Genomic DNA, 15,552 nt, shown 5'->3' with positions numbered 1-15,552 from the left:
AAGGACTGCGAGTGTCAGACGTTCGGGTCACGGTGCTACGGCCGAAAGCCGTGCTCGACGTGGTCAGCGGTGAGCTCCTGGACGGTGCCAGGGTGGTCGTCGCAGGCGATCGCATCGCCTCGGTCGGGTCAACCGTCGCTGACCCAGTCGATCGTGAGATCGACCTCGGCGACCTCACGTTGCTGCCCGGCCTGATGGACATGGAGCTCAACCTGTTGATCGGCGGTCCGGAGACGCCGACCGGTCTGCCGCTGCCGATGCACGGCGTCCAGGACGACCCGGTGTATCGCACGCTTCGCGGCACGGTGAACGCGCGTACCACCCTGTTGGCCGGCTTCACGACGGTCCGCAACCTCGGGTTGATGGTCAAGACTGGTGGCTACCCGCTCGACGTCGCCCTCGGCCGTGCCATCGACAACGGTTGGATGGTCGGGCCGCGGATCGTGCCCGCGGCGCACGCCATCACCCCGACCGGCGGTCATCTGGATCCGACGATGTTCCAGCGCTTTGCGCCCGGCGTCCTGCCGCTGAGCATCGAGGAAGGCATCGCCAACGGCGTCGACCAGGTCCGCGCCTGCGTTCGCTACCAACTCAAGTACGGCGCGAAGGTCATCAAGATCTCGGCATCGGGCGGCGTGATGTCCCACAGCGGCGAACCTGGCGCCCAGCAGTACTCCGACGACGAGCTCGCCGCGATCGTCGACGAGGCGCACCGCGCGGGCGTCAAGGTCGCGGCGCACGCGCACGGAGACACCGCGATCCGCGCCTGCGTACTCGCAGGTGTCGACTGCATCGAGCACGGCTCGCTGGCGAGTGACGACACGGTCCGGCTGATGGTCGAGCGTGGGACGTTCCTCGTCCCGACCAGCTATCTGTCGGAGGGGCTCGACGTCAGCCGCGCGGCGCCCGAGCTGCAGGCCAAGGCGGCGGAGGTCTTCCCTCGCGCGAGGGAGATGCTGGGACGAGCGATCGCGGCGGGAGTGCGCATCGCGTGCGGCACTGACGCGCCCGCGATCCCGCACGGCGACAACGCCAAGGAGCTCTGGGCGATGGTCGACCGGGGGATGTCCCCGCTGGATGCGATCCGCGCGGCGACGCTGACGAGCGCACAGCTGATCGACCGTGCCGACGAGCTCGGCAGGCTCGCGCCGGGCTGTCTCGCTGACGTCATCGCCGTCCCAGGCGATCCGACGTCGGACATCACCGTGACGCAGGACGTCCGGTTCGTGATGAAGGCTGGCAAGGTCTTCCTCGACAAGCGCGACGCGGAAGACGGGAGCTCCTGCGAGTGAGAGAAGGACACAGCGTGTCGGACGTGACGGTCTCGTTGCTTCGGCCGAAGGGCGTGCTCGACGTCGCGAGTGGTGAGGTCCTCGACGGCGCGAAGGTCGTCGTCGAAGGCGACCGCATCACCGCCGTCACCGACGACCTGGCGGCGGGAGCCGGTGCGGACCAGGTGATCGACCTGCCCGGGCTCACCCTCGTCCCCGGCCTGATGGACATGGAGGTGGACCTCGTCCTCGGCGGCCCGGGTGCCGGACTGTCCGACCCGGTGCGGATGGACCCGGTGAAGATGGGCCTTCGCGCGGCCCTCAACGGCCGGCGGACGCTGCACGCCGGCTTCACCACCGTCAGGAACCTCGGGTTGTTCATCAAGACCGGCGGCTACCTGGTCGACGTCGCCCTGTCAGAGGCGATCGAGGCCGGCTGGGTCGAGGGGCCGCGGGTGATTCCGGCCGGCCATGCGATCTGCCCGACCGGAGGTCATCTCGATCCGAGCGCGCAGAGCGGCCTCGCCCCGGGCATCATGCCGATGAGTGTCGAAGAGGGCATCGCCGACGGGGTCGACGAGGTCCGCAAAGCGGTCCGCTACCAGATCAGACATGGCGCGAAGCTCATCAAGTGCTGTGCCTCCGGCGGCGTCATGACACCGACCGGGCCGCCGGGCGCCCAGCAGTATTCCACCGAGGAGCTCGCCGCGATCGCCGACGAGGCTCACCGCAGAGGCATCCGGGTCGCCACCCACTGCCACGGGGACGCGGCGGTCAACGCGGCGATCGACGCCGGAATCGACTGCATCGAGCACGGCATGATGATCAGCGACGAGACGATCCAGCGGTTGGTCGACACCGGCACGTTCCTGGTCTCGACCTGTGCGCTGACTGAGAACTGGGACATCTCCAACCAGCCGAAGTCGTTGCAGGCGAAGGCCGCGGAGGTGTTCCCCAAGGCCAAGGAGTCGCTGTCCAAGGCCATCGAGGCGGGTGTCAAGGTCGCGTTGGGGACCGACGCTCCCGCGATCTGGCACGGGCGCAACGCCGAGGAGCTCGACGTACTCGTCAAGCGGGGAATGACGCCGATACAGGCGATCCGCGCCGCGACCACGGTTGCCGCCGACCTCATCGACACCCCTGACCTAGGGCAGATCGTCCCTGGCATGCTCGCGGACATCATCGGCGTCAGCGGCGATCCGACGAGCGACGTGACCACGTTCGCGCGGGTGCCGTTCGTCATGAAGGGCGGCGTGGTGGTCAAGCACCGGCCCTGAGTTCGGCGGGCGGCCGGCCCGTGCGAGCATCCGGGGATGCACTCCGAGCGGCGGATCGGCGCGGCGGACTCGGCGACCCGGGACGCGCTGCTCGACGCCGCCCTCCAGCTGCTCGTGGAGGAGGGTTACGCCTCGGTCACCTCGCGCAAGGTCGCCGGCCGGGCCGGCCTCAAGCCGCAGCTCGTGCACTACTACTTCCGCACGATGGACGAGCTGTTCCTCGCGTTGGTACGCCGGGGCGCCGCCCTGAACCTGGAGCGGCAGGCGAGAGCGCTCACGTCGGCGACGCCGTTGCGGGCGCTGTGGGCCGTCGCCACCGACCCGGCAGGGACGACGTTCACCACCGAGCTGTTCGCGCTGGCCAACCATCGCAAGGCGATCCGCTCGGAGCTGGCCGCCCACGCCGAGGAGTTCCGCAGGCTCCAGCGCGAGGCGCTGACCTCAGTGCTCGCCGGCTACGGCGTGGAGCTCGGCGACATCCCGCCGGTGGTGCTGCCGGTGCTGGTCACCGGGCTGTCACAGATCCTGGTCCTCGAGGAGGCACTGGGCCTGCAGACCGGTCACGCGGAGCTGCGAGAAGTGGTCGAGCGCTGGATCGCCCGCTACGAGCCGGCACCGCCACCGGCGGCGCGAGCGCGACGCGCAACCGGTTCGTCCGGCAGCTGAAGCGCGTTGCAGACCAGCCGGGTCAGCTGGTCGACGGCCTCGTCCAACGACGTGTCGACGATGCCCTGGGTCAGCCACAGGTCGGCGAAGCGGGTGACCATCGCACCGATGGCGTGCGAGGTCAGCTCCGGGTTGAGCGCGCGGTCGACGAGGCCCGCAGCCTGCATCTCCTCGATGGTCGCGGCGAGCTGCTTGCCGTAGGCGCGCAGATGGGTACGGCGCTCCGCCTTGAGCTGGTCGTCGTAGCGGGAAACCTGCTCGACCTCGCTGATCAGCCGGGCGTCACGCTGATAGCTGACGAAGAACTGGCGGTTGCCCTCACGGATCCGGTCGCGCGGTCCGGCGTGGGAGCTCTCGACGAGGATGACGTCGGACAGCGGGGCGTTCATCCGGTCGTCGAGGGCGTCGGCGACCTCGCGGAACACCTGCTCCTTCGAGTCGAAGTAGTGGTAGAACGAGCCGTGGGAGACGCCGGCGCCTTCGGCGATGTCGGTGATCCGGGCCTCGAGGAAGCCGTCCGCTTCGAACACCGCCTTCGCCGCCTCGACCAGGCGCGCTCTGGTCTGCGCGCCCTTGCGGGAACGCGGGCGGTCCGCGACGGCGAGCTTGTCGCCGCCGTCAGCGCTGAGCCGGCGCCCCACGAGGCACCTCCCGGAACGGGATGTCCTTGTCGACGCTGCGCTCGCGCGGCATGCCGAGCACTCGCTCGCTGATGACGTTGCGCGCCATCTCGAGGGTCCCGCCGCCGATCGAGGAGGACTGCCGCATCAGGAAGTCGGTCCCGGTGTGGCGCACCTCGCCGTCCGTCTCGGACCACGCGGCGCCGACCGGACCGGCCAGGTCGAAGGCCAGCGTGTAGGAGCGCGACGTCGTGACGCCGCCGAACAGCCGCCCGATCGCGGCACTCTGGTCGTTCAGCGCCCCGGTGCGCATCGCCTCGCCGACTCGCGCCACGAGCTCGAACTTGACCAGCTCGAGCATGCGGACCTCGCCGACGATGCGCTGGGCATCGGGGTCATCCGCCCGCCCGACATCTTGCGCGACCTGCGCCACCGCCGCGGCACCGACGTCGCTGTGCCCGCCGCTTCCCTGGACAGTGACCAACGGCGAGTTCAGCAACATCCGCTCGTGGTACATCCAGCGGGTTCCGACGGTCCATCCGCCGTCGACCTCACCGATGCGGTCGCTGTCGGGCACCCGGACGTCGGTGAGGAACTCCTGGCAGAACTCCTTGGAGCCGTTGAGCATCTCGATGCGGTGGACCGCCACGCCCTCGGCGCGGATCGGCATCATGAACACCGTCAGGCCGCGGTGCTTCGGCACGTCCCAGTTGGTGCGCGCGAGCACCAGGCCCCAGTCCGACCACCAGGCGCCGGTGGTCCAGACCTTGGAGCCGTTGAGGATCCAGTCGTCTCCCTCACGCACCGCCGAGGTGAGGGCGCCCGCGACGTCGGAGCCGCCGCTCGGCTCGGACAGCAGCTGCATCCAGATCTCCTCGCCCTTCAAGATGGCGGGGATGTGGCGTTGCTTCTGCTCCTCGGTGCCGAAGTCGAGCAGTACAGCGGCGCAGGGCGCGAAAGTCGGTGCCTGCAGCCGGGAGGGGTATTCGAAGCCGGCGATCTCGGCGTTGAACGCCTTCTGGTGCGCCGGGGTGAGACCGAGGCCGCCGTACTCCTTCGGGAAGCAGATCCCGGCCAGCGAGTTGTCCCAGAGCAGCCGCTGGATCTCACGGTCGCGCGCGAACCCGTCGCGCTCCGCCTCGTCGCTGCCGATGGCGCGCAACGGGCTGTGGCTGAAATCGGCCTCGAGCGGCGCGAGGTTGGCTCGGATGAAGGTGCGGGCCCGCTCCCGGAAGGACTCGACGTCCTCGATGTCGTCGGCGCTCATGCGGTGGCGGCCTCCCGCGCGATCGTGAGCGCGCCCAGTCGGCGCCGGTGCTCCAACGGTGTGCCGTAGACCGCGCGGTTCGCCGTGACCCGCCGCAGGTAGAGGTGCAGGTCGTGTTCGTAGGTGACGCCGATACCGCCGTGCAGCTGGACGCAGTCCTGCAACAGCTCGACGCTGTACTCGCCCACGTAGGATTTGGCGGCGCTGACGTACTCATCCGCGACCGGGTCGCCGCGGTCGATGGCAGCGACGGCGGCGTCGCTGATCCCGTGGCAGGCGTGCAGCCACGACAGCAGGTCGGCCATCCGGTGCTTGATCTCCTGGTAGGAGTCGAGGGACCGGCCGAACGAGTAGCGATCCGCGACCCACGCCCGGGTCATGTCGAACGCCCGCTGCATCGCGCCGGTCGACTCGGCCATGTGCAGCACGATCGCGATGTTGCGCTGCCGACGCACCTGCTCGCCGGCCGCCCCGAGCTCGCCCACCAGGGCCGAACGGGGAACGCGTACGCCGTCGAACCGCACGGCTGCGAACCGTCGGGTCAGGTCGACGGACTCCAGCGGGGTGATGCTGATGCCCGGCGCGTCAGAGGTCACCAGCACCTGCGACAGGCCGGCGCCGGTCCGTCCGGTCACGAGCAGGTAGTCGGCCTGCGCGCCCGCTTCGACCGGGCGTTTGATGCCGTCGAGGACGAGGTCGTCGCCGTCCGCCTCGATCGTCAGCGACACGTCGTCGAGCCGGTCGCCGGGTGCGGGCTCGCTCAGGCACCAGGTGGCGATCGCCTCGCCGCTGATGACCGCGCCCAGCGCCTCGGCGTGCGTGCCGCCGGTGACGTCGAGCGCGCTGGCGACGACGTTGGCGGGCACGAGCGGTCCGGGCGCAGCGTGGGTGCCGAACTCGTAGGCGATGAGGCTGAGATCCTGCAGCGGGTTGCCGCTGACGCTGCCGCCTCCGGCGTCTTCGCCGACCAGGAGCGCGGTCCAGCCGAGCTCGGCGCCGCGCATCCAGTACTTCGGGTCGAAGCCGGCGGGGTCGTCACGGAACGTGCGAACCGTCGAGACCGGCATCTGCTCGTCGAGGAAGCGCGACGTCGTGTCGTGCAGCACCTCTTGGTCGGGGCCGAGCGTCACGAGCATGAGATGTTGCAGACTTCCTCGAGGTGGACAACGGCGTGGATGCCTATGATCCGGTTCTTGTGACTTCGACGTCAATGTCGAAGGTTCCTCTGACAGGTGGGGATTGATGAGAGCGGTAGTCGTCGGCGCCTCGAGTGGGCTCGGCCGGTGCATCGGGATCGGGCTGGCGAAGGCAGGGGATTCGGTCGCCCTGCTCGCGCGGCGCCAGGAACGCCTCGACGCGGCGGCCGCGGAGGCCGGCAACGGCGCGATCGCGATCCGTTGCGACGTGACGGATGCGCAGTCCTGCAAGTCGGCGATCGAGGCCGCGGCCGAAGCCCTCGGTGGCATCGACGCCCTCGTCTACGCGACCGGGGTCGGCCCGCTGTCACGGATCGAAGACCTCGACAAGGACACCTTCCACTGGGCGTTCGACACCAATGTGATCGGTGCCAACAGCATCACCGCCGCTGCGTTGCCCTATCTGAAGGAGTCCGCCGGCACGGCGGCCTACCTGTCCTCGATCAGTACGTCGGAGACGCCGCCGTGGCCCGGCCTGGCCGGTTACCTCGTCAGCAAGGCGGCGCTCAACAAGCTGGTCGAGTGCTGGCGAGCCGAGCACCCGACGGTCGGCTTCACCCGGATCGTGGTCGGCGACTGCGCAGGCGGAGAAGGCGACGCGATGACCGAGTTCGCGAACGCGTGGGACACCGAGCTCGCCACCGAGCTCGGAACCGGCTGGTTCACCAAAGGGCTCATCACCGGCACGCTGCTGCCGGTGGAGGAGCTGGTCCGGGTCGTCGAAGCCGTCGTCCGCGGCGGTGCCCTCACCAACGTCCCGACGGTGATCGTGCAGCCGCGCCCCGCCGGATAAGTCCGGATCAGCCACCTGCCGCGAGGTGCCTTACCTTTTGTTGACGTCAATGTTAATTTCACGCGCATGAGACGGTCTGGCTCCGCCCTGCTCATCGTCGGGTGCCTCGTGCTGACCGCGTGCGGGGCGCGGGTCTCGCCGTACTACGGCGCGTCAGGCAGTGCACAGGTGAACACCGGTTCGCTGCCGACCGGGACCGGCGACAGCGGCACCGGCACGGCGACCCTGCCCACGAACGGAACCGGCCTCGGGACCGGCGCGGGGACGGGCACCGGCACCACCTCCGGGACGGGCACCGCCACCACGACCGGCCCCGCGACGAATCCCGGCACGTCGGCCAACCCGGCGACCGGCTCCGGCACGCAGAGCTCGTCGCTGGCGAACCTGACCGTCGGAAACTTCAACTTCAACCCGCAGGCCGAGGCGGCGTACTGCACCGGCACCGCCGGCAACAAGGCGTCCGCGCCGGGCGTCACGCCGACCTCGATCACGATCGGCAACGTCAGCGGCCTGACCGGCACCGTCTCGGGGGAGTTCAACCCCGCCGTCAACGCGGTGACCGCCGCGGTCGAGGCCGTGAACCGCTACGGCGGCATCTGCGGTCGCAAGATCGACCTGAAGGTGCAGGACGACCAGCAGTCGTCGAGCACCCACACCGCTGAGATCGAGTACCTGCTGCCGAAGGTGCTCGCGTTCGTCGGCTCGACGTCGGACGGCGACAACGGCGGCATCACCCAGATGACGGCGGCGGGAGTGCCGGACATCGGCCGCGCCGCCAACGCCGACCGGTCGCAGGTGCCGAACTACTGGTCGGCCGACGGCGGCAGCTTCGTCATCAAGGGCAAGGAGGCCTACCTCCCGCCGATCACCGCCGAGAACCTCGAGCACGCCGGTCTGCTGCCGAAGAACGTCGCGATCCTCGCCTACAGCATCCCGGTCGCCGCCGACGTCGCGAAGCAGTACGGCGTACTGCTCCAGCACGCCGGTGTCGGCATCTGTTACGCGAACTACGCCGTGCCGGCGGCACCCGGCGCGACCATGGGCTCGATCGTCGCCACGATGAAGTCCAAGGGTTGCGACTCCGTGTTCACCGTCATGGACAACGTCGGCAACGCCGACATGCTGCGCGACATGCAGTCGCAGGGTTACAACCCGAAGCTGAAGTTCACCACGCAGGGCGTCTACGGCCCGGCGCAGATCCAGTCCGCGGGCGAGTCCGCCGCGCAAGGCTTCGTCGTCTTCATGCCCTCGATCCCGACGACCGAGGCCAACCCGACGATGCAGCTGTTCACCTCCGAGCTCGCCACCTACGAGCCCGGGACGGACACCAGCGAGTTCGGCATCGAGTCCTGGGCCGACACGCAGATGTTCATCTACGCGTTGCTGAAGGCCGGCCGGAACCCGACGCGGGCGTCACTGACCGCTGCGCTGAAGTCGATCAAGAACTGGACCACGGGCGGGATGTTCGGGCCGTACACCCCGAGCGAGCACGGCACCACGAAGTGCTACGACCTGGTCCAGGTGAAGGGCGACGACTGGTATCCGCTGTATCCGAAGAAGGGTGTCGCTTGCTCGAGCGGCTACGTCCCGGTCGGACCGGCGTAGGCCGCTGCCGCCTTGCTCCCCTTCATCGTCCTCGGGCTGTTCGCCGGCGCGATCTACTCGCTGGCCTCGCTCGGCATCGTCTTGACCTACAAGACGACGGGCATCTTCAACTTCGCGTACGGCGGCATCGCGATGTTCTGCGCCTACGTCTTCTGGCAGTTCCGTGACCGCTGGGGCCTCGACCAGTGGATCGCCATCCCGCTGCTGCTCGTCGTCGTTGCGCCGATCCTCGGGCTGATTCTCGAGGCGATGTTCCGCTCGCTCGCCTCGAGCGCGCCCGAGGTGCAGATCGTCGTGTCACTCGGCGTCCTCGCCTTCTTCACGACGCTCGTCCCGATCGTGTTCGGCTCGACTGACGAGCAGCTCAACACGATCTTTCCCTCTGGCCAGTTCACCGTGTTCAGCAACGTCACGATCACCGGTAACGAGGCGGGCACCTTCCTGCTGGCGGTGGCGATGGCGGTCGGCCTGTCGCTGTTGCTGCGACGAACCCGGCTGGGCACCGCGACCCGCGCCGTGGTCGACAACCGCGACCTCGCCTCGCTCGTCGCGGTCAGCCCCGGCATGGTCAGCCAGGCCGCCTGGATCATCTCGACGATCTTCGCGGCGATCGCCGGAATCCTGCTCTCCGCGCAGGAGGGCCTGGTCACCTACGTGCTGCCGTTCCTGGTGATCTACTCCTTCGCGCCGGCGGTGCTGGGCCGGTTGACGAACCTGCCGTTGGCCTTCGCCGGCTCCCTCGCGCTCGGGCTGATCGACAACATCCTCGCCAAGTACGGCAGCAACTCGAGCTTCGTCGCCAACCTCGAGACGTCGATTCCCTACCTCGCCCTGCTCGTCCTCCTCGTCGCCTACGGCAGGCGGCTGACCGAGGTGCGGGCCTCCGCGCGGCCGCTGGCGAGCTCCCGGCCGGTCGCCAGCCCGCTGCGCGACGGCGGGCTGTGGGCGGTCGGCGCGATCGTCGCGCTCGCGGTCCTGCCGAACGTCTTCGCAGCCGCCACGGTGCACTCGCTGGCCGAGGCGATGGCCTACGCCGTCGTGGCGTTGACCCTGGTCGTCCTCACCGGCTGGACCGGGCAGATCTCGCTCGCCCAGATGAGCTTCGCAGGAATCGGCGCCTTCACCGCGGCACACATCGCCGGCACCGACGCCGGCAAGTTCCCGCTGGCCGTCCTGGTGGCAGTTCTCATCGCGGTGCCGGTCAGCCTGCTCATTGGCGCGCTCGTCCTCCGGCTGACCGGGCTGTTCCTCGCTCTGGCGACGATGGCGTTCGCGTTGGTCATGGACAACGTGTTCTTCACGATGCGCTCGATCAGCGGCGGCATCACGGGCATCACGTTGACGACGGCGAAGATCGGGCCGATCTCGCTGGCCGGCGTCCACGCGCAGTACTACCTGTGCGCGATCGTGCTGGTCGTCGCCACCGCCGGCGCCTGGTTGCTGCGCCGCGGACCGGTCGGGCGGCGCCTGCAGATGATCCGCGACGCACCGAACGCCGCCGCGACGCTCGGCGCCAGCGTCACCGTGACGAAGCTCGCCGTGTTCGCGGCATGCGCGGCGGTGGCGGCAGTCGGCGGGACGTTGCTGGCGATGACGCAGACCGCGGTGGACCCCAGCCAGTTCTCCTTCAACACCTCGCTCGAGCTGCTGCTCGTCGTCGTGCTCGGCGGGCGGTCACTGGTCAGCGGGGCGGTCATCGCCGGCGGCTTCGACCTGGTGCAGCTGCTGCCGTTGCCGACCGCCGTCGACAAGTACCTCCCGCTCGGGATCGCGGTCAGCGTCGTCGCGATCGCTCGCGAGCCCGACGGCCTCCCGCAGGTCATGCTCGCGCAGCTGCGGGCGTCCTCGGCGGTGCTCTACAGCCGCGCGCTGCGCTTCGCGCAGACCCACGACGTACGCCGACGGCCCGAGCCGGTGAGCCAGCATGGCTGACTCGCTGCTGTCCGCGTCCGGCATCACGGTGCAGTTCGGCGGTCTCGTCGCCCTCGGCGACGTGGACATCGACGTCGCGTCGTCGGGCATCACCGGTTTGATCGGGCCGAACGGCGCGGGCAAGACCACCTTGTTCAACGTCATCACCGGGCTGCAGCGACCCACGAAGGGCGCCGTTCACTACGACGGCAACGAGATCACTCGCTGGTCGCCGAACCGGCGCGGCCGCGCCGGGATCGCACGAACCTTCCAGCGACTCGAGCTCTTCGGTGGGATGTCGGTCCGCGACAACCTGCGCGCTGCCTGGGAGGCGAAGACCCCGGGTGGCGTGTTCGGCCGCGGCGGGGAGAAGGGCCGTGAGCTGGTCGATGCCGTCATCGCGCGGCTCGACCTGACCGGCATCGCCGACCGCAAGGCCGGCACCCTGCCCACCGGGCTCGGCCGCATCGTCGAGCTCGGTCGGGCGATGTGCGCGCAGCCGCGGCTGCTGCTGCTCGACGAACCCAGCTCGGGTCTCGACGGCGGTGAGACGGCGATGTTCCGCGACCTCCTGCTCGAGCTGACCGATCCCGCTCGTGGACTCGGCGACGGGCCGGTGCCGGCGGTGTTGCTGGTCGAGCACGACGTACGCCTGGTCATGGAGGTCTGCCGGCAGATCACGGTGCTGGACTTCGGGCGGATGATCTGTCGCGGCACGCCCGCCGAGGTGCAGGACGATCCCGCGGTGATCGCGGCGTACCTGGGAGAGGCGGCGTAGGTGGCCGCGCTTCTGGAGCTCGACCGGGTGAGCGTCTCCTACGGGGGGATGCGGGCGCTCTCCGACGTCAGCATGGTCGTGCCGGAAGGGTGCGTCGTTGCACTCCTCGGGCCCAACGGCGCCGGCAAGACCTCCACGCTTCGCGCGATCTCCGGGCTGGTGCGCCCGTCCAGCGGCGAGATCCGGCTGAACGGCAAGCCGTTGAACCGGGTCGCGCCGCATCGCATCTCGGGTCTCGGTGTGCTGCACGTGCCGGAAGGCCGGGGCATCTTCCGCAGCCTGTCCGTGCGCGAGAACCTCCAGATGGCGACGTACGCGCAGCGCCGTGCCGAGCCCGAGTCGATGATCGACCAGGCGGTGGCGATGTTCCCGGTGCTCGGCACCCGGCTCGCCCAGGTCGCCGGCACGCTGTCCGGTGGCGAGCAGCAGATGCTGGCGCTCGCCCGGGCCTTTGCCTCGCGCCCGAAGCTGCTCATGCTCGACGAGATTTCGATGGGTCTCGCGCCGCGCGTGACCCAGCAGCTGTTCGACGCGATCCGGGAAGCCGCGAAGGGAGGGCTGTCGATGCTGTTGATCGAGCAGTACGTCGACGCCGCGCTGGAGCTCGCTGACTACGGATATGTGATGGAGAAGGGGACAATCCTCGACATGGGGGAGCCCGCTGACCTGCGCGCCTCCGGCGCGCTCAACGCCGCCTACCTCGGGATCGGCGCATGACCGCCTCCCGTTGGCGGGCCGCGCTCGCCGCCGCGCTGCTGGTCGGCCTGCCGACCGCCGCCTATCTCGCCGCGCCTGCCTCGGCCGGCTCCACCCCAGCCGCGCCGGCGAGTGAGCTGGCCGGCTTCAACACCTCCGCGACGAGCGCGGGCATCCAGCTCCAGCTGCTGCTCCCCGGTCTCGTCCCGCTCGGTGACCCGACCCTGGGCAACTTCATCCAGGCGTCGGTGCCCTACGCCAACAGCACCTCGACCACCGGCCCGTCGACCGCCGGCATCGCCTCGCCCGTCTGGCCCGGAGATGCGGTCGCAACGGCGGGCAACGCGTTGCAGACGTTCTCCGCGAGCATTCCGCAGGCGCTGGTGAACCTGCTGAACGATCCTGTGCTGGCTCGCTCCACCTTTCCCGCCCAGGTGCGCGCGGGAACGACGGGCAGCTTCACACCCACGGGCCCGCTCGGGATCGGCAGCGCCACCACCACGTCGGCCGCGGGCGCCACGAACGCCCAGGCCGCCGTCACCGACCTCTCGCCGCTGGGCTCGTCCAAGGGCGTCCCGCTGATCGAGGTCGCGTCCGCGAAGAGCATCACCAACGCCGCGGTCAACGCCGCGTCCGTGTCGAACAGCGCCGAGACCCACATCGGACGCATCACCATCGCCGGCGTGATCACCATCGACGGCATCGACACCACCGCGACCACGGCCTCGGACGGCCATCACGGCACGCCGGCGACGACGACGAACATCGGCAGCGTCAAGGTCGCCGGTCTGGCCGCATCCATCGGCCCGGACGGCATCACTCTCAACGGCAAGGGCCAGGCCGGCGTACTCGTCCAGACCGCCAACAAGCTGCTCGCCACCCTCCAGAAGATCGGCCTGTCGATCACCACGCTGGCGCCGCAGGTCACGAAGACCGGCACCGGCGCGCAGGCCACCTCCGGCGCGGTGTTGATCAAGTTCGAAGACGACAACCTGCCCGATCTCGGCAAGATCGCGCCGCAGCTGCCGATCCCGGTCCCGAACTCGGTCGGTGTCGAGCTCGCGCTCGGGATGAGTCAGGCCAGCGCGGCGGCGACACTGCAGCCGGACGTCAACCTGCCGCCCGTGACGCCGCCGAGCACCGGGTCGACCTCGTCGCCGACCACCGGATCGCAGACCGGCGGCGTCGTCCCGCCGTGCACCGGCTGCGGCCTGCCCTCGACCGGTGGGGTGGCGACCAGTCCCGGCGGCGGGACGGCCCCGCTGATCGCCGGTGAGCAGCCGACCGCGCTCGGCGTACCGGTCCGCACCGAGTGGGTGGTCATCGCCTTGCTGATCGCGGTGCTGGCCGCCGGGCCATTGCTGACATACGCCAACTGGCAGCTCCTACGTGGGAGGACTCCATGACCACCGTGACCGACGACAGCGCGCGGGCGCGCAGCGCGGCCGAGCCTCGGCGCAGCGTTCGCGACCGGATCAGTGGTGACGGTCTCGACCTGCGCAACACGTGGCAGGCCATCGCCGGCGCGTTGCTGCTGCCGATCGGCATCGCGGTGATCGTCCTGGGATGGCAGGGTGCAGCGCACGGCCGGGTCGACCAGCAGCAGATCCCGTACCTCATCAGCGGAGGTGTGCTCGGCCTGGCCTTCGTCATCGTCGGGGGCTTCTTCTTCTGGGCGCACTGGCTCTACCGCATGTACGACCAGGCCGAGCTGCACCACCTCGAGAACCTGCGGATCTCCGCTGAGCAGCACCAGGAACTGCTGCGGGCACTGGCGGAGCGTGGCGGTGCGCCGGTCGCCGCCGCATCGGCAGGCACGGCAGGTATCGCAGCCACCGCGTCGTATGTAGCGACAGCCAGCGGTACCAACTTCCACAACCCGGACTGCCCGATCGTGTCAGGACGTCCTGGCCTGCGCCGCGTCACCGCGGCGCAGGCCAAGAGCATGAAGCCCTGTCGCATCTGCGAGCCGACCTGACCGTCCAGTTTGGGGGCCATGCATGTATGACCGGCTGAGACTCGAGGCGACCCTCGTGTCGCTCGGCAAGCTCATCGCGGTCGCCGTGGCCGTGGTCGTCATCGACCGCACGACGTCGAGCGGGCCCACGCACGATCACGCCAACGTCATCTACCTGTGGCTGCTGGTCGGGCTGCTCGGCGTGCTCGCCGTACCGATGATGACGTGGGCGAGAACTAACGCCCCGAGCCTGGAGAACCCGCTCGTCGGGCTGATCGGCGTCCTCGACTTCGCCGTCGTCACCGCGATCATGGCGCTCACCGGAGGGGTGACCGGACCGTTCTGGGTGCTGGTCATCGTCAACGCCGCAGCCGCCGCGGTGATCGCCCCCAACCGGCTGCTGGCCATCGTGGTCGGGGCCGGCTACGTCGGCGTGGTGATCGGCGCCACGGCGATCGCGCACGATCTGAACAAGGCGACGGCCGGTCCGCTGATCCTGGTGGCCTCTGCCATCCCGCTGGTCACGGTGCTGGGTACGGCGGTGGCGCTACGGCTCGAGGCGCAGCGGCGCCAGGCCGACGCCGAGCGCGAGCAGCTGCAGCACACCGTGCAGGGGCTGTCGATGGCGCTGCGGTCGGCGGCTCGGGGCGACCTGTCCGTCCGGGTCGAGACCGGGCAGGTCGACGAGGAGCTGTTGACCCAGCTGGCGCTCTCCTTCGACAACACCTTGGAGAACCTGCGGGGCCTGGTCGGCCAGATCCGGGTGGGGGGAGACCAGATCATCTCCTCGGCGCATGAGCTGTTGGCGTCGGCGGAGGAGCATGCGGCGTCGGCAACGCAGCAGTCGTCGGCGGTGTCGGAGACGACGGCGACGATTGAGGAGTTGGCGGCGACGGCGGCGCAGATCGCGGAGACGTCGGAGTCGGTGGCGCGGTATGCGGCGGAGACGTTGCGTCATGCCGAGGATGGGCGTGAGGCGGTGTCGGCGAGTGTGGATGCGATGGACACGATCGCGCAGCGGGTGGAGCAGATCGGTGATCGGGCGTTGTCGTTGGGTGAGAAGGGTCAAGAGATCGGCCGGATTCTGGATGTGATCAATGATTTGGCGGATCAGACGAATCTGTTGGCGTTGAACGCGGCGATCGAGGCGGCGCGGGCGGGGGAGAACGGTCGCGGGTTCGCGGTGGTGGCGGCGGAGGTGCGCAAGCTGGCGGAGCGGGCGCAGCAGTCGACGGGGCAGATTTCGGCGATCGTGTCGGAGATTCAGGCGGAGACCTCGGCGACGATTCTGGCTAGTGAGGAGGGGTCGAAGGAGGTGCGGACGGGTTCTGAGCTGGCGCGTGGGGTGGTGGATGCGTTGGAGCGGATCTCGGCGATGGTGGATGAGACGACGACTGCGGCCAAGGAGATCTCGGTGGCCACGCAGCAGCAGCGTTCGGCGTCTGATCAGGTGGTCTCGGCGATGACCCAGGTCTCGGACGTGTCTCGCCAGTACGCGGTCGGGTCCAAGCAGGC

Annotated in this window: 14 protein-coding genes; 11 read left to right on the top strand and 3 right to left on the bottom strand. The window is 69.6% G+C overall.

Features of this window, described 5'->3' with window-relative positions:
- The first annotated feature begins 11 nt into the window (after nucleotides 1-11).
- From VG899_05080 to VG899_05070, 3 genes are read left to right on the top strand one after another with little or no spacing between them, the layout of a single operon-like run.
- Nucleotides 12-1,292, top strand: a complete 1,281-nt coding sequence (locus VG899_05080) for an amidohydrolase family protein (protein ID HWA65726.1) — start codon at nucleotides 12-14, stop codon at nucleotides 1,290-1,292.
- A 14-nt stretch (nucleotides 1,293-1,306) separates the two neighbouring features.
- Nucleotides 1,307-2,548, top strand: a complete 1,242-nt coding sequence (locus VG899_05075; GenBank protein HWA65725.1) for an amidohydrolase family protein — start codon at nucleotides 1,307-1,309, stop codon at nucleotides 2,546-2,548.
- A gap of 36 nt (nucleotides 2,549-2,584) precedes the next feature.
- Nucleotides 2,585-3,214 (top strand): TetR/AcrR family transcriptional regulator, encoded by a 630-nt coding sequence (locus tag VG899_05070; GenBank protein HWA65724.1) that lies wholly within the window; start codon nucleotides 2,585-2,587, stop codon nucleotides 3,212-3,214.
- On the opposite strand, the gene VG899_05065 is transcribed toward VG899_05070, so the two are convergent.
- The 3 genes from VG899_05065 to VG899_05055 are packed head-to-tail and all read right to left on the bottom strand — an operon-like array spanning nucleotide 3,151 to nucleotide 6,237.
- Nucleotides 3,151-3,855 carry a TetR/AcrR family transcriptional regulator gene (locus VG899_05065; GenBank protein ID HWA65723.1) on the bottom strand — a complete coding sequence of 235 codons (705 nt, stop codon included), beginning with the start codon at nucleotides 3,853-3,855 and terminating at the stop codon, nucleotides 3,151-3,153. The two genes, VG899_05070 and VG899_05065, sit on opposite strands and share 64 nt — an antisense overlap.
- A complete protein-coding gene (locus VG899_05060; protein HWA65722.1) occupies nucleotides 3,833-5,101 on the bottom strand; it encodes an acyl-CoA dehydrogenase family protein in 1,269 nt (422 codons plus the stop codon). The genes VG899_05065 and VG899_05060 overlap by 23 nt, the downstream gene beginning before the upstream one ends.
- Entirely contained in the window at nucleotides 5,098-6,237 is a 1,140-nt protein-coding gene (locus VG899_05055; protein HWA65721.1) for an acyl-CoA dehydrogenase, read from the bottom strand. Before VG899_05055 ends, VG899_05060 begins: the two co-directional genes overlap by 4 nt.
- A 106-nt stretch (nucleotides 6,238-6,343) precedes the next feature.
- Between VG899_05055 and VG899_05050 the strand changes: the two genes are divergently transcribed.
- The 8 genes from VG899_05050 to VG899_05015 all read left to right on the top strand — a co-directional run.
- Nucleotides 6,344-7,090, top strand: a complete 747-nt coding sequence (locus VG899_05050) for an SDR family oxidoreductase (protein ID HWA65720.1) — start codon at nucleotides 6,344-6,346, stop codon at nucleotides 7,088-7,090.
- A gap of 66 nt (nucleotides 7,091-7,156) precedes the next feature.
- Nucleotides 7,157-8,695 carry an ABC transporter substrate-binding protein gene (locus VG899_05045; protein ID HWA65719.1) on the top strand — a complete coding sequence of 513 codons (1,539 nt, stop codon included), beginning with the start codon at nucleotides 7,157-7,159 and terminating at the stop codon, nucleotides 8,693-8,695.
- A gap of 12 nt (nucleotides 8,696-8,707) precedes the next feature.
- A complete protein-coding gene (locus VG899_05040; GenBank protein ID HWA65718.1) occupies nucleotides 8,708-10,627 on the top strand; it encodes an ABC transporter permease in 1,920 nt (639 codons plus the stop codon).
- Entirely contained in the window at nucleotides 10,620-11,384 is a 765-nt protein-coding gene (locus tag VG899_05035) for an ABC transporter ATP-binding protein (GenBank protein HWA65717.1), read from the top strand. Before VG899_05040 ends, VG899_05035 begins: the two co-directional genes overlap by 8 nt.
- Nucleotides 11,385-12,101, top strand: a complete 717-nt coding sequence (locus VG899_05030; protein ID HWA65716.1) for an ABC transporter ATP-binding protein — start codon at nucleotides 11,385-11,387, stop codon at nucleotides 12,099-12,101.
- The gene (locus VG899_05025) at nucleotides 12,098-13,486 is read left to right on the top strand and encodes a hypothetical protein (protein HWA65715.1); all 1,389 of its coding nucleotides are present in this window, start codon (nucleotides 12,098-12,100) and stop codon (nucleotides 13,484-13,486) included. Before VG899_05030 ends, VG899_05025 begins: the two co-directional genes overlap by 4 nt.
- The gene (locus VG899_05020; GenBank protein HWA65714.1) at nucleotides 13,483-14,058 is read left to right on the top strand and encodes a hypothetical protein; all 576 of its coding nucleotides are present in this window, start codon (nucleotides 13,483-13,485) and stop codon (nucleotides 14,056-14,058) included. The genes VG899_05025 and VG899_05020 overlap by 4 nt, the downstream gene beginning before the upstream one ends.
- 22 nt (nucleotides 14,059-14,080) lie before the next feature.
- Nucleotides 14,081-15,552: methyl-accepting chemotaxis protein (locus VG899_05015; GenBank protein HWA65713.1), on the top strand; the 1,472-nt coding region annotated here is incomplete at its 3' end.

This window comes from Mycobacteriales bacterium (assembly GCA_035550055.1).
Lineage (GTDB): Bacteria > Actinomycetota > Actinomycetes > JAFAQI01 > JAFAQI01 > DASZTV01.
This window is presented reverse-complemented; position numbering and strand designations above follow the sequence as displayed.

Excerpts from the sequence above, each read along its gene's own strand:
- VG899_05070 (HWA65724.1), top strand. The coding sequence starts at position 2,585 with ATGCACTCCGAGCGGCGGATCGGCGCGGCGGACTCGGCGACCCGGGAC.
- VG899_05060 (HWA65722.1), bottom strand. The coding sequence starts at position 5,101 with ATGAGCGCCGACGACATCGAGGACGTCGAGTCCTTCCGGGAGCGGGCC.
- VG899_05055 (HWA65721.1), bottom strand. The coding sequence starts at position 6,237 with ATGCTCGTGACGCTCGGCCCCGACCAAGAGGTGCTGCACGACACGACG.
- VG899_05050 (HWA65720.1), top strand. The coding sequence starts at position 6,344 with ATGAGAGCGGTAGTCGTCGGCGCCTCGAGTGGGCTCGGCCGGTGCATC.
- VG899_05045 (HWA65719.1), top strand. The coding sequence starts at position 7,157 with ATGAGACGGTCTGGCTCCGCCCTGCTCATCGTCGGGTGCCTCGTGCTG.
- VG899_05035 (HWA65717.1), top strand. The coding sequence starts at position 10,620 with ATGGCTGACTCGCTGCTGTCCGCGTCCGGCATCACGGTGCAGTTCGGC.
- VG899_05025 (HWA65715.1), top strand. The coding sequence starts at position 12,098 with ATGACCGCCTCCCGTTGGCGGGCCGCGCTCGCCGCCGCGCTGCTGGTC.
- VG899_05020 (HWA65714.1), top strand. The coding sequence starts at position 13,483 with ATGACCACCGTGACCGACGACAGCGCGCGGGCGCGCAGCGCGGCCGAG.